Source organism: Njordella calcicola (assembly GCF_056494125.1).
Map to the genome: position 1 here is coordinate 6,667,387 of NZ_CM151396.1, position 17,727 is coordinate 6,685,113.

The 17,727-nt window shown below is 51.9% G+C and carries 18 protein-coding genes and 1 tRNA gene; 10 read left to right on the top strand and 9 right to left on the bottom strand.

Annotation, left to right across the window (positions count from 1 at the left end; genetic code table 11):
* Positions 1-14: 14 nt before the first annotated feature.
* Positions 15-416 carry a response regulator gene (locus SH302x_RS25720; protein ID WP_479365873.1) on the bottom strand — a complete coding sequence of 134 codons (402 nt, stop codon included), beginning with the start codon at positions 414-416 and terminating at the stop codon, positions 15-17.
* A 554-nt stretch (positions 417-970) separates the two neighbouring features.
* Here SH302x_RS25720 and SH302x_RS25725 point away from each other — a divergent pair.
* Entirely contained in the window at positions 971-1,966 is a 996-nt protein-coding gene (locus SH302x_RS25725) for a PDZ domain-containing protein (protein ID WP_479365875.1), read from the top strand.
* 133 nt (positions 1,967-2,099) lie between these two features.
* Here SH302x_RS25725 and SH302x_RS25730 read toward each other — a convergent pair whose 3' ends face one another.
* Both SH302x_RS25730 and SH302x_RS25735 read right to left on the bottom strand, forming a co-directional pair.
* Entirely contained in the window at positions 2,100-2,294 is a 195-nt protein-coding gene (locus SH302x_RS25730; RefSeq protein ID WP_479365877.1) for a hypothetical protein, read from the bottom strand.
* Between the two features lie 66 nt (positions 2,295-2,360).
* The gene (locus SH302x_RS25735; protein WP_479365879.1) at positions 2,361-3,311 is read right to left on the bottom strand and encodes a diacylglycerol/lipid kinase family protein; all 951 of its coding nucleotides are present in this window, start codon (positions 3,309-3,311) and stop codon (positions 2,361-2,363) included.
* A gap of 277 nt (positions 3,312-3,588) precedes the next feature.
* Here SH302x_RS25735 and SH302x_RS25740 point away from each other — a divergent pair, with 277 nt between their 5' ends.
* From SH302x_RS25740 to SH302x_RS25765, 6 genes are all read left to right on the top strand, one after another.
* A complete protein-coding gene (locus SH302x_RS25740) occupies positions 3,589-4,023 on the top strand; it encodes a CsbD family protein (RefSeq protein ID WP_479365880.1) in 435 nt (144 codons plus the stop codon).
* A 4-nt stretch (positions 4,024-4,027) separates the two neighbouring features.
* On the top strand, positions 4,028-4,414 hold the full coding sequence (locus tag SH302x_RS25745; protein WP_479365882.1) for a hypothetical protein: 387 nt from the start codon (positions 4,028-4,030) through the stop codon (positions 4,412-4,414).
* Positions 4,414-4,653: a hypothetical protein gene (locus tag SH302x_RS25750; RefSeq protein WP_479365884.1), complete on the top strand. Its 240-nt coding sequence runs from the start codon at positions 4,414-4,416 to the stop codon at positions 4,651-4,653. Before SH302x_RS25745 ends, SH302x_RS25750 begins: the two co-directional genes overlap by 1 nt.
* Positions 4,650-5,132 carry a phage holin family protein gene (locus tag SH302x_RS25755; RefSeq protein WP_479365886.1) on the top strand — a complete coding sequence of 161 codons (483 nt, stop codon included), beginning with the start codon at positions 4,650-4,652 and terminating at the stop codon, positions 5,130-5,132. Before SH302x_RS25750 ends, SH302x_RS25755 begins: the two co-directional genes overlap by 4 nt.
* Before the next feature lie 17 nt (positions 5,133-5,149).
* Positions 5,150-5,377, top strand: a complete 228-nt coding sequence (locus SH302x_RS25760) for a hypothetical protein (protein ID WP_479365887.1) — start codon at positions 5,150-5,152, stop codon at positions 5,375-5,377.
* A 175-nt stretch (positions 5,378-5,552) separates the two neighbouring features.
* Positions 5,553-5,771: a hypothetical protein gene (locus SH302x_RS25765; RefSeq protein WP_479365889.1), complete on the top strand. Its 219-nt coding sequence runs from the start codon at positions 5,553-5,555 to the stop codon at positions 5,769-5,771.
* A 178-nt stretch (positions 5,772-5,949) separates the two neighbouring features.
* On the opposite strand, the gene SH302x_RS25770 is transcribed toward SH302x_RS25765, so the two are convergent.
* The 5 genes from SH302x_RS25770 to csrA form a co-directional block, all read right to left on the bottom strand.
* On the bottom strand, positions 5,950-7,161 hold the full coding sequence (locus SH302x_RS25770) for a carboxypeptidase-like regulatory domain-containing protein (RefSeq protein WP_479365891.1): 1,212 nt from the start codon (positions 7,159-7,161) through the stop codon (positions 5,950-5,952).
* Positions 7,162-7,311: 150 nt separating this feature from the next.
* Positions 7,312-8,268, bottom strand: coding sequence for a polysaccharide biosynthesis/export family protein (locus SH302x_RS25775; RefSeq protein WP_479365893.1), 957 nt, complete (start codon positions 8,266-8,268; stop codon positions 7,312-7,314).
* Between the two features lie 207 nt (positions 8,269-8,475).
* Positions 8,476-11,976, bottom strand: a complete 3,501-nt coding sequence (locus tag SH302x_RS25780) for an AsmA family protein (protein WP_479365895.1) — start codon at positions 11,974-11,976, stop codon at positions 8,476-8,478.
* 225 nt (positions 11,977-12,201) lie between these two features.
* Positions 12,202-12,274, bottom strand: a tRNA-Glu gene (locus SH302x_RS25785).
* An 81-nt stretch (positions 12,275-12,355) separates the two neighbouring features.
* Entirely contained in the window at positions 12,356-12,562 is a 207-nt protein-coding gene (gene csrA / locus SH302x_RS25790) for a carbon storage regulator CsrA (RefSeq protein ID WP_479365897.1), read from the bottom strand.
* 441 nt (positions 12,563-13,003) lie between these two features.
* On the opposite strand from csrA, the gene SH302x_RS25795 reads away from it, so the two are divergent.
* A complete protein-coding gene (locus tag SH302x_RS25795; RefSeq protein ID WP_479365899.1) occupies positions 13,004-15,043 on the top strand; it encodes an esterase/lipase family protein in 2,040 nt (679 codons plus the stop codon).
* On the opposite strand, the gene SH302x_RS25800 is transcribed toward SH302x_RS25795, so the two are convergent.
* A complete protein-coding gene (locus SH302x_RS25800) occupies positions 15,040-15,489 on the bottom strand; it encodes a tRNA (cytidine(34)-2'-O)-methyltransferase (RefSeq protein ID WP_479365901.1) in 450 nt (149 codons plus the stop codon). The genes SH302x_RS25795 and SH302x_RS25800 overlap by 4 nt on opposite strands.
* Before the next feature lie 215 nt (positions 15,490-15,704).
* Here SH302x_RS25800 and SH302x_RS25805 point away from each other — a divergent pair, with 215 nt between their 5' ends.
* Both SH302x_RS25805 and SH302x_RS25810 read left to right on the top strand, forming a co-directional pair.
* Entirely contained in the window at positions 15,705-16,532 is an 828-nt protein-coding gene (locus SH302x_RS25805) for a hypothetical protein (protein ID WP_479365902.1), read from the top strand.
* Between the two features lie 27 nt (positions 16,533-16,559).
* On the top strand, positions 16,560-17,714 hold the full coding sequence (locus SH302x_RS25810; RefSeq protein ID WP_479365904.1) for a phosphotransferase: 1,155 nt from the start codon (positions 16,560-16,562) through the stop codon (positions 17,712-17,714).
* Positions 17,715-17,727: the final 13 nt, after the last annotated feature.

Here is a 17,727-nt window from a genome sequence, read left to right on the forward strand (position 1 = left end):
CGGCGATGATAAAGTTACTTGGCAAAAATGCGTTCGATCAGATCAACCAACAACCTAACATCAATTGGCTTCTCAATGAAGTAGCTGGCTCCTGCGTCGAACGACTCGCGGATCGCTAGCCAATCATCCGTAGCACTACAAACGATAATCGGCGCATTCTCCACCCTAGGATTGGGGGTGTTCCGCACAGCTTCTATCAGTTGCCAGCCTCCCCAACACGGCATGTCGAGATCCGTAATGATCAAGTCTGGCTCGTACTTTTCAATGAGTTGCCAGCCTGCATATCCATCGGCAGCGGATCTTGTTTCAAAGCCAGCAGCATGCAAGACATGGGTAACCAAAATCTGAACTGCTTTCGTATCATCGATGGAGACTGCTCGGCGGGGAGGGCGACCAGGAGGATTGGATGAAATCATGATCTCAGCCATACCTCATCTAGCAAGAGCAGTGGTTTTATCGATGAAAAGTAACATGGAACGTCATCCGTCCAAATCGAAGGAGTAGCTGGTTCCTAGTGAACAACGACTAGCTTTTCAAGGCAAACAACATGCCACTGCAAAATTGAATCACTCACCAAAACTTGATAAGTGCAAGGTTGTGGTAAGCCTCCATTCGCAAAGCACCTCAGGCCACGGCAACTCACTCCTTCCGAACAACTTTAAGATCATGCATCCATGCTTGAGCATGCTCGTACATGCTGCTACGACGCATCACCGATGGGAATGTTTATCCGGTGCAGGCGCACAGTTCATCGACTTCACGAACTTATGCGACTTTCGTTACTTTTCCTACCACATGGCAAACTGCGTAGCAGGCTTTGTTTCCAAACGGTCAACCCCCTTTTAAAAACAAAGACCAAAAGCAGTCCCCTGAGGGATACAAGAGAAGAACTGGCATCACTGTTGCTTAGTGCATCTTATATCAAGTGGTCGATTCGCGACCGTTATTTCGCCCTACAAGGAGACCTCTCATGTCTAAACTTAAAATCGCTAGCCTTGCATTAGCAAGCGTCGCTAGCTTTACTTCGGTCAGCTCAGCTCAAAGTGCACTTAGCGACACCCTTCGTGGTGCAGTTGACGGTGCGAGACAAGGCGCATCCGATGCAATCAATCAATCTGTTAATGATGCATTAGGTGTCCCCAATACTCGCACGCAACAGAATTACCAGGGGCAACTCAACACCAACAACAATTTCCAGCAGGAGCTGCGGTCGTCCATCGCACCCAACCAAAGTGGTTATCAAATTTCTCCACAACTGACAGAACAGATGCGTCGGTCCGGACTGCAACCTGGAGACGTAGTGCTTGACCAGTACGGACAGCCCATCCGTTCCGCCGATGGACTTAATCAAATGCTCAACAACTCCGGTGGACAACTCCAAGTCCAAAGGAATGGGCAGATTATTCAAATGGGCGCCAGCAATCGAACGAGTTCCGCGAACGCTGGTCAGTCAAGCAACTTCAACCAGTCTGCTAACATCAACGCCAACAATCAAAGACGTTTAGGCATCCGCATGCAGCCCTCGTCCCAAGCAGTTATTGTCTCTGCCGTCGACGGAAATTCAGTCGCGGCTCGCGCTGGACTGCAACCAGGCGATAGGATTTTGGCGATCAACGGCCAAACTGTCTCCAATCCAAACAACGTCTCACAACGAATTCAAATGTTGGACCGCAACCAAGCGGTCTTTTTAGTTGAGCGAAACGGGCGTCAACAGGAAGTCAATGTACAGTTCGCCGCCTTCAACCAAAGTAACAATCGAAGCCAAGTGGTCCAGTCGTCCTACACTCCTGGATCACAAAATTCGGATTCCATGACGCAAAAGCTCCAGGAACTTGAACAAAGAGTCGAACAACTGACGGCGCAAGTAAATGACCTGCAGCAGCAGCACGAGCAGATTCTCTCTGAGCATCAAGATCTCAACCAAGCCAACCGCCAAGACAGTGCTGAGGAACGATCCGCCGAGTAATCTGAGACGCAGATGCTCAAAAAAAACGCTTACCAAGTAACGTGAGGGACAGCAATCTGCTTTCCCTCACTGTTTGGTTTGCTGCTAGGTTTTGGTTCCATACGCTACCACGGGCCAAAGGAAGACGTGGAATTTAAGGTGTGGCGACTGGCTCTTTTCCATCGCGGCCCAACGCATCTTTCGCACTGTCAATCAGTCGCCCTGTGTCTGCTTCGACCTTCTTGGTATCAATCTTTATGTTGACCGATTCGCTCGTTCGGTCCATGGCTATCCAGCCAATTCCCACGGCGATCGCTATCAGAAGAACAAGTATCAGCAAAAATCGCATAGTAAAAATCCTCTCCAGTTGGAAACAAACAAAGATCTATTCGAACCGAAATCTCAAATCTTGGAATCACCTGCTGCACGCGAATGCTTGGCCAACGTTATAGAATTCATCCGCATTGGACAAAATCAATGGCTGGCTATTTGGCGCCACACTAACTGCCACACTGGTCGCTTCTGTGCATTCACCGTCCAGCGTTAAGGTCTGTTCGCTTTGAAACTCAAGCCGCACTTGCTTCGCGCGAATATACTGTACGTATTCGTTTGACAAATGGTGCTCCGAGACGAAGCTTGTCGCTAACTTAAGCTTTTCCCAAATCGATACCTCTTTCACAATCACGACATCCAAGTACCCGTCTGTAGGATCCGCAAGTGGGACAACCGAGTAGCCACCTCCGCAGGTTCGCCCATTGGCGATGAAAATGGCCGAACAATCGAACTTGGAGGTTTCCACGCCATCAGCACTCACCTCCGCACTGAAACTGCCAGCAGTTGTCAACGAGTGATAAAGTTGCTTCAAGTAGGCGGCCGACCCGACCATCCGTTTTAGCTCGGTAGATAAGGTGCGCGAGTTTTCAGCGCCACAGCCGATCACCATCATGTTGATAAAGTACTGACGCACAAACTGATCATCTCGCTGAACTACGGCAATATCACTCATTATCCAATTTGGCAGAACATCGATCTGTTGGCCAATTCCATGCTTTGCTTCAGCTAACTCGATTAGCGTCCGAGAGAAGTCGTTGGCAGTCCCACTGGGGATCAGAAAAATGGGTGTTCGACGACCCAACGTTTGCAAGACGTTGACTGTCATGCTCAATGTTCCATCGCCTCCCGCCACAATAATCCAATCAACATGCTCGCTGTTTAGCAGCTCGATTAGCTTAAGGATTGGCGAAAACCCATCGCCACCTAAGTCGCTGAACAAAGTCAGCTTGCATCCAATAGCTTCAATTGCATGCAGCAACGCTGGCTTCACATCTTCTGAGCTTCGAGCAATCAACAAACAATTTATTGGCATTTCATCCCACTCCATTGACAAGGAACTAATTTTTTCCGAAGCATTCCGCAGGCCAACTTGAAAACAAAAATTCAAGCGACTGAGCAGACGCTTGCACTGTAAGCCGGTCCGCCAATGCCCTTTGTGTACATAGCGGTACACTCCGCCCACGGCTGCGTGAGCGTAAGACCGCCATTTCCTCACTCCATTTCTGGGCGGCATGGCTTTTGCGAATCAGTCACTCTTAAGACGCGACCAATTTGGTGAGCGATTTTCAATCAATACTGGAGGTAGTTCAATGAATACACAGCAAGCAAAAGGTGCATGGAACCAATTGTCGGGTGCCGTCCGCGAGAAATACGGACAAATTACGAACGACGATATCACCGCGGCCAATGGAAACATTCAGGCCTTGGTTGGGACCATCCAACGCAAAACTGGTGAAGCAAAAGAGAAGATTGAAGCATTCATTCGAGATGCAAATGACAATGCATCCGATTATGCAAACCGGATCTACGACCAAGCCAGCGACTACGCGTCGCGTGCTTCGGATGAGCTCCATCATCAATACGATCGAGCTTCTGCTGCTCTGTCTGACGGCATGGATTACACCAAAGACACGGTTCAACGTCGACCGCTTGAGTCTGTCCTCACAGCCTTCGGCATAGGCTTGGCCGCTGGACTTTTGGCAGCACTGTCGATGTCATCCTCCTCTTCGCGACGCCGCTGGTAAGACCATGATTGCTCCTGCGGAATCTGAAGAGCAGCTAGCCCAACGTATGCAAGAGGTACGCAGACGCGGGCATGCGAATGCCTACCACTTGCGGCAAGGGGTTGATCGTGTCAGCGACTGGAAGGAACATGTGAAAGCATACCCTCTCCAAGCGACTGTGGTATCAATCATTGTTGGTTACTGGACAACGACTAAGCTTCTTGGCAGTCGCCAGAAATCAGCCGTGCAAGTACCTAGGGCTAACACTGAGCATCAAGAACAAGTTACCAAAGCGACTGCAACTGCCGGAGTTGCGGCATTTGCAGGTTCCGTTGCAACCAATTTGATCAGGCACTACGCAAAGGGCTACATCGACAACTACATTCATCGATTGACCCATAAGGATTCATAATGTCGACCCAAAAAGAGGTTGCTAATGGGTTTCGGCATGCGCCAGAACCCGTCCTAGCTCACAAGAAACCGACTTCGAAATCGTCAGGCATGTTGCCTGACTTCAAAGCCGTGATTCCTGCGCTCAATCCCATAGTCCAGCAGCTTGAGGATGAGATTCGAAAACATCCTAAAGCAGCGATCCTTTCCGGGCTCGGGCTGGGCGCAGTCGTCGCAATATTGATAAGGAGACTTCGATGAGCAAATCGCGTTTTGGCTCGTCCGCTTCATCTTCTCCAATGCACGATGTATCGTCGAGCGCCTCGTTGCTCTTCGACAATGCATTTGAACTGGCAGAACTGCAGTTGCGGTTAATTCGATGTGACTGGTCTACCTTTGGGCGGCGTGCTATGCATGTCGCATGGATGTTGCCCATAGCAGTCGGGCTCTTGCTAGCGGGCCTGCCTGTACTTGGATTCGCAATGGCGGGCACACTGGTTGCAACAACAGACCTTTCTCTGACCGCCGCCCAGTGGATTGTCGGAGGCGTGTTTGTCGTCAGCGCTTTATTGCTGGCTGGCCTAGGAGCCTATATTGCCATGCGTGCAAGCCGCGCTTTCCGGCGCAGCCAACGCGAACTGGAAAAGAACGTCCGCTGGTTACGACAAATGGTGTCAGGGCCGGAACCATCAGACTACATAAACGAAACCAACGAAACCTATCAACCTACTCATACTTAATTTCACGGAGATTTTTCATGTCCACTACATCAATGAAGAACGATTCCAATAAGTCGCAGTCGACAACACCAGCTCGCTCCAGTTCTTCTGAGCGAAATCAAATGACGTCGGGCTCAGATTTTGAGAATTTACTCGATGAAGTCACGTCCGCCGTAGTAACCTATAGCAAGCGGCAGCCGAAGGCTATTGCTTGTGGCATTTTCACATTGGGCTTCTTGATTGGGTGGAAGATCAAGCCTTGGTAAGTCGCCTGTCGGCAACAACAATCCTATCCAACCAAAAACTGCTTGTGCGTTATACACACAAGCAGTTTTTTTATTGCCCGATTGGTATCTCATATGCTTCCTTGTTTCTAGAGCGATTCTTCTACTTTGATTTGAATTCGCGATAAGTACTTCTCTCTGCTTAAGGAAAATGAATATGGCTTCCAGCGAGTATCCAGCACATCATGTTACGAACCAGAACAAGAAGAATGATCCCCCAAATGGTGACTCCATTTCGGATGCATTAACGGGCCAAGACCAACCCATGGGAGAAACGCATCCCACCGCGCCTGCGGCCCTCGTCTTCGCTTCCTATCCGGTCATACTAGCCATCGCGGTTGTCGCAATGCTCATCGCATACTGGCTGTTTTCATAAGCAGACGGAGCTTAGAACTTGTTTTCGACGGGCATGTGACCCGCTGAAGGCGAAGTTGATTTTCATTGGGTTCTTGCCTCGCGGGAGAGACGGTCAGACGGCATTTGAAGCACGTTCCTGGAGCCCCCCGAAAAGGGGGCTATCCCTTTTCGGCAACTGCTGTTCGACAGCTTCCGGATTAACGTAGCTCTAATTCAACGATAGTGCTGGGCTGATCGATATCAACTACTGCTATCGCTGTTCGAGTGTAGTTTTGGACAGGCCCACTTGCGCGAATATAGTACCGGCCGACTGGAACTTGCCTAATAATGAATTGACCGTCTTTGTCTGTCGTGGCGTTCCGCAAGCCACTGCCAAGTATTTCAACCTCAATGTTCTCAGGGGTCAAATCCCCTCGCCGCACGATTCCCACCACGTCCACCGTTGCATCGCCATCCACGGACAAAGGAAGTTGCGCAGGCGGTTCTGGCATGGCTGCTTTCAGGTTTCTCGCTACTACGACTTGTTCGCTAACTGCATCAATGTCGTACATCACCTCGCCTTGCGAGGTTTCGGTTAGTGTATAGGAAGGCAATGCAACTAATGAAACTTTATCGAATGCCTGCCCAGTTGCGACGGCAGGTGATGCTGGTCTCGCCAAAGGTTCATCAAGCCCTGCGGCAGTCCTTATGATCGCGGCATAGGCTTGTCCACGATCCCACAACTCATAGTCCCAATAACCACTGACGTACGTATAGCCTTTCGCGGTACGAACATAACAGGCGTCATTCCAACTCCAGCCTGCTCGCTTTTGTGCGGTGTAGCCGGGCTTCCACTTCAATTCGCCCGCCTGATCCTGCCAATGTCCCCGCACCCAAAAGCGGTCCGCTCCCAATTGCGTGCTGGTAGCCTCGCGCTCGTATCGTGGTTCCGGGAGTTTAGCAAGATACTCCGCTTGTAGGTTTTCTTTTGGCTTTGAAGACCAATAGCCATTTAACCAGACGCTGGCACCATCCAACTCTGCCCACTGGCCTGGAATCCAGACATGTTCCGGAGGAGCCTTTCGCCACACACCGGCGACCCACATAAACTGCTCTGTAGCTGGTTCAAAGGCCCAGTATCCTGGCAGCCACACCGCCTCTCGACTCAGATCCTCACTGACGTCGGGCATAGGCTCGTGGATCGGTGCAGGTATTTGTACCGAGATCGCCAACGTTTCAGAATCGGTCCTGCTTGTGAGTGACCCGAACGCTTCGTGCACCGGCCCGCGTTTGAGTATCGCAAGTGGTTGCGGAAGTTCTTCGGCCGCTATCCTGGGAGTCGTTTGGCCATGCAGATTCTGAAGTCCACTTAGAATCAACAGGACTGCTCCGACCAAGGAGCACTGAATGTATCGCATTATCATCATCATTAACCCTCAACTCATGAAGTAGTGTGTTTAACCGCTACTTACGTGTTGAGCAAAGTTAGTGCCGAACCTTTGATAATGCGGAAGCTAAGCCTAATCCTCGTCTAGCTGTCTAGCCCTTAGTCATTCAACGTTAATACCAACGTTAATACTCTAGTCATCGAGCTTATCGAGTGGAAGTTTCTCCAATTCGAAGGAGCGGTTACTAGGCGCAGCCTCTTCAATGCTTTCTACCCCTGGCGTGTTCAAGGAATTATCAGCTTTCCCTTTAATGAAGGGTAGTGGCGGCATCGGTGGCAGCAAACAGATCGGGTTGCGGTAGTCAGCAACTTTGGGGCTGCTGGCCGCACATCGGGAGTTGCAGCATCGCTCACAAGCCTGGTTCTGCTTCCAGAACATGAGCTCTTCTTTCAGTGAGCGTGAACCAACATAGATACGGTCACCCGGTTGCAGTTGATAGTTGGTCATCGTATCGCCCATCTGTGTGATCTGACGATAACAGATTGGCAAAACGACTCGACAATCGCAAGGCGGCGTTGGTCGGTTGAGCACGATATCGCATGGGGATGCGTTGCTGGTCAAACCACCAGCTCGCAAAATAGCATCCAGCACTGTTTCGTTGCCGACCAGTTGATAGCTGCCCGGGCTGCTCACGGCCCCAAGCACATAGACAACGGCCGCATTGGGTTCTAACAGGCGAACGTTAATCGCATGGCGTTGATCCAATACTTCGTACAGCCGCTGGGTAATCAATGATTCAATTTGCTCGACCGTCAGACCAGCTACGATGACTCGTCCAAACTCGCCCAGATCTACCGTTCCATCGATCGCAACGCGCTGATCCGCTGGCAAAGAAATCTGCGCTGCAAAGTCGACGGGCTCAATAAGCAACGCATCGCCTGGCTCAACGAAATAGTTAGGCAGGACCGTCTTACACCCTTCAATGGGCAACTCACTGGGTAGTCTGGCTGCAGCGGCATACTCTTTCGCTTGCGGCAACAGCGGAAACGTGGGACTCCAAAGTCCTAAACCTCCCGTAGAACTACACCCTAAAGCAGCGAGCGCACTCAAAAGAAATGCCAATCGAGTACACAGTGATAACGATGTCATTGAACAGCCATCCTTGGTGTTTGTGACAATGAATGAATGCTGCGCGCTGGATTCGAAAAGGGGAATGGCAAACGCAACCGCTCTAGAACCCATATCGAGATCTGATCGCCAAAACTCCCATGGGTTGCAGGCATGCTCCAACTGCTTTCGGCAACACACAAGGCGCAAGCCGCACAAGCCGCACAGACTAACACGCCGATGCAAGCATTAGTTGCTGGTTGAAGCCGCTGCGCCGGCAGCAGGCAAGATTGTATTGCGAGCAAATTGACGCACAAAGGACTCCGCCACATACCGAGCGACCGTCCGTCCAGTCTGCAAACGGACGATCGGCGCATTGGCAGTTCCATTTACATTGAGGAAGACAGTGCGATTGGATACCGCTTGCGTAAACGCCGTGATAGCCTGAACTGTCGGATCTGGAATCAAGGTCAAATTGCGAAGCGCCGCATCGATCAATGGCGAATCTCCCATGGCCCCGGTAAATACGGTCACTTCGAGATTGAGGCTATTGTTGGCTAACCCGACTGTTCCCGCCGTCGACATCCAAAGGGTTGGGTTGTAGAGCAAGGAACGCTGGATGCGAAGTTGACCGTTATTGATGATCGCATCCAGACTGCCCTCGTCAAACTGTGTCCGTGGTAATCCCAACGTCGGAGTTGCCCGCGCAATGGGATTCATTAATGGTACCGAACGCGCGTCGGTCTGACCAAACTCGACCGCCAAAGTGCCCGAGAGATCGTTAATGGAACGATAAGATCTCGCGGCTAAATTGACCTTGGCATCGAACACTCCATGCCCCACGTAACTGCCGGTGTTACTCCAAGCAGTAAACCGCTCAAGGTCTCCACGCTTTACAATTAAGTTACTTTCGAAGCCCAGCGTTCGTTGAGCGTGCAAGCTCGCTTCTCCACTCAATTGTCCTCCCATAGAACGACCTCGGATGTTGCTCAAATGCAATAGAACATTTCCGTTATCGAAGCGAATCCTGCTGGCTAGCGTTGCTCGCGATTCTTCTACTGGCAGGGTTAGAATTTGCAAAGCCCGTCCATCGACTGAACCTGAAATCTCCATACCGACTTGATCGACGCGAGGCGATAAACGCCCCGAAATGATTCCGCGATAGCTTGGGGCTAGATCGGCATCCACAAGCGTTACTATTTGAGCGAGATCGACATTACGAAACACCAAGTTAGAGCGGACACCAAATAACGGGCTAATATTCGCCACCCCACTGCCACGAATCGAGCCATTGCCAAAAGGGAAATCAAACTCTTCGATCAACAACCGTTGATGGTTGAATGTACTGCGTAACGTAACGCGATTGGTAAATAGGACTGACTGATAACCTAACCGTTCCACGTCCAGCGTGACGTTCCCTTTGATTTCCTGCTGCGCGTTGAGACCAAACTCGACCGTTCCATTCGCTAGGCCGGCAAACTGCGATGAAGCGCCCGCGTCTTGCCACAAATTGACTAATTGATTAACTGCTACGGCACGGATGTCAATTTTACCAAGCAACGGATAATCTGCCTCCCGATCCGAATTCTCCCAACGCAAGACACCGTCTGCTTGCCCCCCCCATACTTCGCCATCGATTTTCGCACGCACGCGCTGTGCGTTTGACTGGATGTTGACATTTACGTTCCCAACACTTGCTCCATTCCAGGAAAGGTCGGTCACTGCAAGACTACCGTCCGCAAGCCACGGGGAAGATAGCTCTGCAGCGTCTTTGCTCACAGCCAACTGCGCAGCAACCGTTCCATCGACTTGCTGCAATACCAAGGGAGTATCTATCAAGGCAGATATATCTTGTAGCTGCCAAGCTGAAACCGTGACATTCGCTTGATGGACACCTTCACCATCGAGGCGAAACGTCCCATCTACGATAGCGGTCCGATCGTTAAGAAACACCGTGGCTTGGTCAACTACCACGCGTTCCCCGTTCATGTCCCCTTTCAGCTTGAACAAGCCCAGAGGTTGCCCTCGGTACTGGGCCAGCAGGTACTCTAATTGAAGCGTTGCATCTCGCAGCGGACGTTGCGGATAACTTCCGCTCACTCGCCCAGTCCCCTCGACGATCACGCGACTGCTAAGCGGATCGGGCAACTGAGTTGTATCGATCAAATCGCGAAGGTTCACCACAGCTTGCTGGGCCTCAAAATCCACGATGTATTCGGCTTGGTCCCAAGCCAGCCATTCACCTTGCCCAACCACAGACACCTTTGAGTCACCATTGGCGAGGTCGGCCCGCACCTGAACCGACGAACTATCTGTTTCTTTACGAGCATCTAGTTTCGCCGAAGGATAACCTCTGATAACTGATGAACGGAGATCCCCGGCGATTGTCCCTCCGATCGATGCAGGGGATTGCGGCTCCAAACCTAACCAAGCCACATTGACATCACCGCTGAAGTCAACTGTCATCGAATCAGTATCCTGCATGTTGGGGATCAAATCGGTAAGGCGGACGTCGACCAAGTTTGCCTGGAGTTGAGTTCGGACAGTATCTAGCGGGTAGTCCAACAACGTATAAGAGCCGGTAATACGACCATTGGCGATTGCTGCGTCAAGTCGGAGTGGACCGACCATGCTTTCATCAATTTGTCCCTGCAACTGGGAATTGAAAAGTTGTGTGTCCCCCAATTGAATTCGCTGTGATGCATTGATAAAGTTTGCGGTCCAATGAAAGGGCACCAACTCACCACGCACGGACGCTTCCCAACGCGGGTTGTCGAACTTGATTTGGGCCAGCAATTCGTGCGTCAGGAATGCTGCTGGATCGATTCCTTGCAGCGGGACTTCGAAGTCAAATGCTCCTTGCTCGTTGAGTTCGATCGTTCCGCTGACCGCAATGGTTTCACCCACGCGATTGGTTACTCGGGAGCCATCGAAACGCACTTGATTCTCTTGCAGTTGCAAAATGGCTTCGGCTTGCAAGGTATCGATCATCTCATGACGGACATCCTCCAATCGGATCGCTCCACTACCATTCCATTGGGTTAGATCGTTCAAATGGCGACGAGGCACTAAGATGCGAAATGCCATCTCACCCGTGGCGGACAACTCCAATGATTCATAACCCAAGCGTTCTAATAATCGCGAAAGCAGTAAGTTCTCACCGGTCACAATCACGCTAGCGGGCTGATCTTCATTGGCTGGCAAGATGCCGCTGGAGGAGAACGAGACAATGACGTCGGTCGCGGCTGCGTTGGGGTCAGGCAATAGCTCACCGACCAACGAATGCAGAATCCAATCCCCAGCGGCGTACCCCAGCCGAAGCTTGGCATTGCGAATAGGGATCTGGTCTATCAGCAGTAGTTCTGACTGCACTTCCAATTCAGCGACGTAATCGGATGCGGAGAAAAGACTGCCTTGGTTCTGAGCCCAAACCCAGCCTGAGAGCCGCCCGGAGAGATTTACTGGCAATTGAATGCCTGCGTATCTCAAATACTGCTCAAGAGTGGCCAGCCGAACGTCGGTGAACTCGTAGGCTAGCGACCGCTGCCGCGGAAGTTGGTTGAGTGGCCGAGCTCGATTTTGGGCATTTCGGACTAATTCAGCAAACTGGGAAACAATCTGCTGGCTTGGCGATGAGTCAGCGTTTTGCGCTTGAACGGCCGCCGAACAGACCCCTAGGAAGCAAAACAGGAGAGAACCGGCCCCGGCTAAACTTGCCAGCGTCGAGTGTTTTTTGAGCAGCCGCAGCATGGAATCGCTTGAAAGGGTCGCACAAGATCGCAAGGAAGACCAATGCGTACTTGCTGCAAACTGTATTCCAATGGCTAGCGTAGTGCTGGCTTAGAACCCTAGCGAACGAGTTTGGTTCCCCCATCACAAAGCATTCAGAAGCCCGCAAGGGAACTCAGGGCACAAAAAAACCCAGCGATTTGCTGGGCTCTGATGCCATAATGGGTGTCGTGACACCCTACCTAGTGACCCCGACGGGAGTCGAACCCGTGTTACCGCCGTGAAAGGGCGATGTCCTAGGCCTCTAGACGACGGGGCCATTTGTGCTTCTTCCTGGGCAAGCCCGGAAGGACAAGTGTTGTACCGCTACAGTAGAAGATGGTCAACTGCAGATATCAACTTATTCGTTGACGTTCAACTGATTGTCATCCGCGTCATGAGACTGACTGCGAATGATCGCATCGTAAACTTCCTGACGATGTACGGGCACGTCGCGCGGAGCTTCCACTCCAAGACGCACCTTGTCGCCGCGAATCTCAACAACGACGATTTTAATCTCGTTGTTGATGACGATGCTTTCGTTCTTCTTTCGTGATAGGACGAGCATGTTCTCTTCCTTAAGTAGGGCCTTCCCTAAGTTCCTTGATGATTTTGGCCAACGTCATACGACAACGCAGGCGTTTCTAAAGTATTGACGCAATTCCTTCGATTCTCAAATCTAGACAACAGTGGGGCACAGTCAAGTTTTTTGCATACCAATTCCCGAAGATTTTCGAACTTTTTTTAAATAGTTGGGACGGATTTCCCTCCGAATCGATGTTGTCGCCCCTTTCGCTTCTCTGGTAATGTCCGCTTCTCACATCTTGCGAAGGAAGAGTTTGCAGTGAATGGAGTGGCTTTCACTTATTTTTTTCGATTGCTCCAGCCAGTGAGGACACCTTCCTCTCTGTGGACCGCGGCTTTGCGCTGCGCCAAACTTCCAGCTTGTTTCCTTTACGCAGCAATCATTCTTTCCGCTTACGGCTGCGCAACCCCGAATTTCGCCTCCATGCGGACCATACCGGTCAACCCTTTAGCTAGCCAACTCAATTTGGCTGGCAAAAAGGGCCCTCAGGTCAGCGACCGAACGCGGACGCTCCTACGCCATTACGCCCTCGAAGATCTCTATCAGAAGAAACCTTTTGACTGCTTAAACGAGCTCATGGAGCTTTCGATGGCAGAGAAAGGTGCCGAGAAGATCTATGCCGTCGCGGAATTAGCTTACATTTTGGGCGTAAGAGCAGAACGCGAAAAGAATGAAGCCCTGGCCATGGACACGCTTTCCATCGCGGTCAGCAATGCCTACATGTACTTGTTCAGTCCGGAACTGGACGTGATTCGCAACCCGTATGACCCGCAATTCCGCTCGGCCTGCGATGTTTACAACGGTGCGTTGGAGTTGACCTTGCGACTGGTAAATCGAAAGGAAGGTATTCGCCCTGGGAAAACCTACACGATCGCCTCCAGCACTCGCTCGCATGAAGTCCCCGTGACAGCGGTCGGCAATTGGCACGAAGACGATTTCGATCATCTTGATTTTTGCAGTGACTGGAAGGTTGAAGGCCTGGATACTTCCAACGTGAACTACGGGATCGGCGTGCCGTTGATAGCCGTAAGGCAGAAGCACGAAGGCGCTGACCCCGCCGAATCGAATTATCCCGAGGGTTTATCGTTCCCGGTCACGGCACTGCTGCGAGTCAGCAACCCAACTTTGCAAGCGATGGATCGCTCGAAACATCGCTACCCTTGCGTGCTAGAGTTGCACGACCCACTGGTTAGCAACGATATCTTTTTAGCTGGCAGGCGTGTTCCTTTACAAACAGATCTGAGCACACCGCTGGCGTATTTTTTGGACAATCCAAAATTTCGGGAGCAAACCAAGGAAACCGTTGGACTACTTAACCCAGCCAAGACCGTAGAGATGCGAGGCATCTACATGCTTGAGCCGTTTGATCCAAAACGTATTCCGGTCTTGATGGTGCATGGCTTGTGGTCCAGCCCGCTGACTTGGATGCCCATGTTTAACGACCTCCGCAGTTTCCCGGAACTGCGACGTAACTACCAGTTCTGGTTTTACCAATACCCGACCGGTCAACCGTTTTGGATCTCAGCGACTCAGTTACGTCAAGAGCTTCAGGAGTTGCGTAGGAGGATCGACCCCTATGGCAATGAACCGATGCTGGATCGCATGGTTTTGGTCGGCCACAGCATGGGCGGCCTTGTATCGCGGATGCAGACCCTTGAAAGTCAGAATATTTTTTGGGAAGCGATCGGGAACAAACCCTTTGAAGAACTGCGAGGCTCGCAAGAGGAAGTCGAACAGTTGGCCGAAGTGCTATTCTTCCATCCCAACCCGTCCATTCGACGCGTGATCACGATTGGCACGCCACACGAAGGAAGTGACTTTGCAAACGATACCACGCGGTGGATTAGCCGTAAGCTAATCAAACTGCCTCAGTCGATCACCAACCTAGGCAACTCGTTGGTACGTCAAAACCCCGGCTTGTTCCATGATACGAACTTGTTGACGGTCGACACCAGCATTGACTCGCTCAGCCCGCAGAATCCTATCTTCCCAGCGATGATTCGAGCTCCCCGGGCCCCTTGGGTCACTTATCACAATATCTATGGAGTTGTCCCAGAAGATGGCAACTTGATCGATCGCTTTAGCAAAGGTTCCGATGGAATTGTATCGGTGGACAGCGCCATTGCGAAAGACGCGATCGACAACACGATGGTGGTATCGCGGCATCAGGACATCCATCGTACCCCACGCGCAATCCTGGAAGTGCGCCGTATCTTGAAGCTTCATCTTGATGAGACCTATGACGCTCATCAATTGGCCGAAGGCCCGAACATTCGCATGCTGGGTGCCAGCCAGCGTGAGGCTCCCGTAGCGAGAACGGCCAGCGCTAATATGTCTGGTGAATTGGGGTCGAGCGCAGACTCGATCTCGCGGCCTTTACCTCCAGTGGTTCCCCCACCGAACTTACCGGCTGCCAATGTCCTAGGCCCCAGCCTCGTTCCTTCATCAAGCTTGATGCGTTAGCGCGTCAATTGCCTGTAAGCTTCATAAGCGACAATTCCCACTGACGTTGCTAAATTCAGCGACCGCGTATTGTCCGACATCGGAATGCGCAGAGCGGTCTGCTGCAGCGACTCATGAATGCTGGGAGGCACTCCGCTGCTCTCGCTGCCAAAAACCAAAACGTCCTCATCTGCAAAGCTGGCCTCGTATACCGACTGCTTCGCAAACTTGGTCACGAGCCAGAGGCGTCTGGGCGTAATTCGCTCCAGCAACGCTTGCCAATTCCTCACCTGCTCCCACTGCAGGTCATCCCAATAGTCCATGCCTGCTCGCTTGAGCTTTGTCGCATCGATGCGAAACCCCAACGGTTCGATCAACCAAAGCTTGGCGTTTAAAGCAACACAAGTGCGGCCAATGTTTCCCGTGTTTTGAGGAATCTCTGGCTGAAACAACGCAATATGCAACATGGGATCGTAAAGTGTGGCCAATAGGGGAATAGGAACGCGAGTCTTGTAAAAGCGACCAGCCAACTGCCAGCCGGAAGTCGACGACTTCTGGACTCAGGGGCTGTCGGCCTGCAGCTTAACAAATAAACTATGATCTGTGCAAAGTTGCCTCAAGCAAATCAAGCACACCGATTGTCACATGCCGCCTTAAGACCTCTTCGAGAAACAGACAAAGAATGCCGATCCAAGTTACCTGCCCCGGTTGCATGTCAAGATTCGCTGTCAGCGAGAAATACGCAGGCAAGAAAGGGCCTTGTCCCAAGTGCAAAAAAGAGATTTTAATTCCGTCGGTCGAAGAGCAGGTCGTGATCCATGCACCGGAGAACGATGGTCCCAAGGATTCCAAGGGCGTGGCGGTCCTCAAGCCCATCACGCGGGAAGAATTCAAGGTTGGCAGAATGACGTGGATTCTGTGTGGCGTGGCCATCACCGCAATTCTCGCAATCGCGATCGGCGTGCGAGTTTCAGGTTCGCCCCCCTCGACGTTGCTATTGGCACTGGGAGCTATTGCGCTCGCTCCGCCAATTGTCATGTTGGGCTACACCTTCTTTCGCGATGATGACTTGGAAGGTTATGACGGCCAGGAGTACTGGATTCGCACCGCAATCTGCGCTGCGATCTTTGCGGCCACGTGGCTGATCTACGTTGGACTTGCTTACTATTTTGGATTCAGGTCGCTAGCTGAAATCGATACGACCACAATGGCGATCTATGTGGTCATCATGTTTGGCATCGGTCTGACGGCCTCGCTTGCCACTTTTGAATTGGAAGTTGCCCAAGCCGCGTTGCATTACTTAGCGTACTTTGCCATCTGTTTCATTTTGGCGATGATCATGGGCGTTGAACTGGCCGAACCGTTGGCAAAACCGAAAGCCAAAACGCCCCCCCGCACGACAGCCGCAGTAATCGACGCTCGACCGTCAAACGTCATTTCATTTGCCAACGCTGGCCAACATGACGATTGGCTTTTCCATTGCCCATTGCCCGCAATGAACGATTGCTAGATCAGCTCTGTTGCTGCCGGATAAGAATTGCTACCACAAGCTATCCACGACCGCTTAAACCGTTTCGCCAGCGCTCGATGTACAACTTGGACACTGGATGTGGAAGTGATGCAGGGCATGAGCGGGGCTCGCATCCATCGCGTTCGAGTTGGCTCCCAAACCTTTGCGCTTCGAAACTGGAATTGGCCCCTTGAGCGGCAATCGGAACTGCAGGCCAAGCTGCTTTTCCAGCAGCAACTCCATTACCGGTGGCAACTCGGATCGAGCGCCGACGCAACTGGCTTGATCCCCGCGCCGCAGCAGTGGCGGCTGGTTGCTGACAATCAATCGCTGCCAGCCAAACATCACAACCCCATTCCTCAAGTCGTGACGGACCGGGCAGACGGGCAGCTTACGATGCCTGCGGAAAACCTCCTGTGGAGCTTATGCGATTGGCTGCCCGGAAGCCCGCTGGGGGAGGAAGGCTCGCTATCGCCAGCCCAATGGCAGTCGATCCGCTCTGCTTTATCTCACATGCATAGCTTGGCGCTACAGGCCCACTGCCTTTGGCGACCCTCTGTCGGCTGGGCGGAACGAGCGGAACGATTAAGCAAGCTAGGACAGGCAAGCACCGAGGAACGTTTTGCGAACTGCGAGCTCTGCATCCAAACCGCCCGTGCGATGCGACCACTGTTGGCAGTTGGCATGATTCAACAAGCGGAACGATTTGCTCGCGAGATGTCTAACTGCAAACTGCCTAATTGCTGGATCGCCCGAGACCTTCATGCAGGCAATTGGCTGTTTGAAGGCTATGCCGTCAGTGGCATTGTTGACTTTGGTTCGGCCCGTATCGACTGGCCAGGCTGGGATTTAGTGCGGCTTCTGAATTCTTCGATGACCACATCCCAGCAGCGGCGCGATTTCCTGGAAAGTTATTTGGCGGAGCTTCGACAGGGAAGCGTCGCTGCCTCAATCTCCGACGTAAGCGATTCGATCAGGCCGATGCTGGATGAAGCATGGTGGCTCAAAGTAGACGCTATCCAAACAATCCTTTCGATTGGCCACTGGTGGCAGCGAGCCCAAATCCGAAACCTCGCACTGACGACCGCGCAGGAAAACCGCTGGCGAAATCTGCTGACGCTATTACAGCAACAAAGCCCTTTGTGGCTCGAACACTTTCACCAAAGTGTCTTTAGAAGATGACGGTGCAAAAATA

What these genes read in the sequence shown, in the direction of transcription:
- SH302x_RS25720 (WP_479365873.1), bottom strand. Translation starts at nt 416, where the DNA reads ATGATTTCATCCAATCCTCCTGGTCGCCCTCCCCGCCGAGCAGTCTCC.
- SH302x_RS25725 (WP_479365875.1), top strand. Translation starts at nt 971, where the DNA reads ATGTCTAAACTTAAAATCGCTAGCCTTGCATTAGCAAGCGTCGCTAGC.
- SH302x_RS25730 (WP_479365877.1), bottom strand. Translation starts at nt 2,294, where the DNA reads ATGCGATTTTTGCTGATACTTGTTCTTCTGATAGCGATCGCCGTGGGA.
- SH302x_RS25735 (WP_479365879.1), bottom strand. Translation starts at nt 3,311, where the DNA reads ATGCCAATAAATTGTTTGTTGATTGCTCGAAGCTCAGAAGATGTGAAG.
- SH302x_RS25740 (WP_479365880.1), top strand. Translation starts at nt 3,589, where the DNA reads ATGAATACACAGCAAGCAAAAGGTGCATGGAACCAATTGTCGGGTGCC.
- SH302x_RS25745 (WP_479365882.1), top strand. Translation starts at nt 4,028, where the DNA reads ATGATTGCTCCTGCGGAATCTGAAGAGCAGCTAGCCCAACGTATGCAA.
- SH302x_RS25750 (WP_479365884.1), top strand. Translation starts at nt 4,414, where the DNA reads ATGTCGACCCAAAAAGAGGTTGCTAATGGGTTTCGGCATGCGCCAGAA.
- SH302x_RS25755 (WP_479365886.1), top strand. Translation starts at nt 4,650, where the DNA reads ATGAGCAAATCGCGTTTTGGCTCGTCCGCTTCATCTTCTCCAATGCAC.
- SH302x_RS25760 (WP_479365887.1), top strand. Translation starts at nt 5,150, where the DNA reads ATGTCCACTACATCAATGAAGAACGATTCCAATAAGTCGCAGTCGACA.
- SH302x_RS25765 (WP_479365889.1), top strand. Translation starts at nt 5,553, where the DNA reads ATGGCTTCCAGCGAGTATCCAGCACATCATGTTACGAACCAGAACAAG.
- SH302x_RS25770 (WP_479365891.1), bottom strand. Translation starts at nt 7,161, where the DNA reads ATGATGATGATAATGCGATACATTCAGTGCTCCTTGGTCGGAGCAGTC.
- SH302x_RS25775 (WP_479365893.1), bottom strand. Translation starts at nt 8,268, where the DNA reads ATGACATCGTTATCACTGTGTACTCGATTGGCATTTCTTTTGAGTGCG.
- SH302x_RS25780 (WP_479365895.1), bottom strand. Translation starts at nt 11,976, where the DNA reads ATGCTGCGGCTGCTCAAAAAACACTCGACGCTGGCAAGTTTAGCCGGG.
- csrA (WP_479365897.1), bottom strand. Translation starts at nt 12,562, where the DNA reads ATGCTCGTCCTATCACGAAAGAAGAACGAAAGCATCGTCATCAACAAC.
- SH302x_RS25795 (WP_479365899.1), top strand. Translation starts at nt 13,004, where the DNA reads ATGCGGACCATACCGGTCAACCCTTTAGCTAGCCAACTCAATTTGGCT.
- SH302x_RS25800 (WP_479365901.1), bottom strand. Translation starts at nt 15,489, where the DNA reads ATGTTGCATATTGCGTTGTTTCAGCCAGAGATTCCTCAAAACACGGGA.
- SH302x_RS25805 (WP_479365902.1), top strand. Translation starts at nt 15,705, where the DNA reads ATGCCGATCCAAGTTACCTGCCCCGGTTGCATGTCAAGATTCGCTGTC.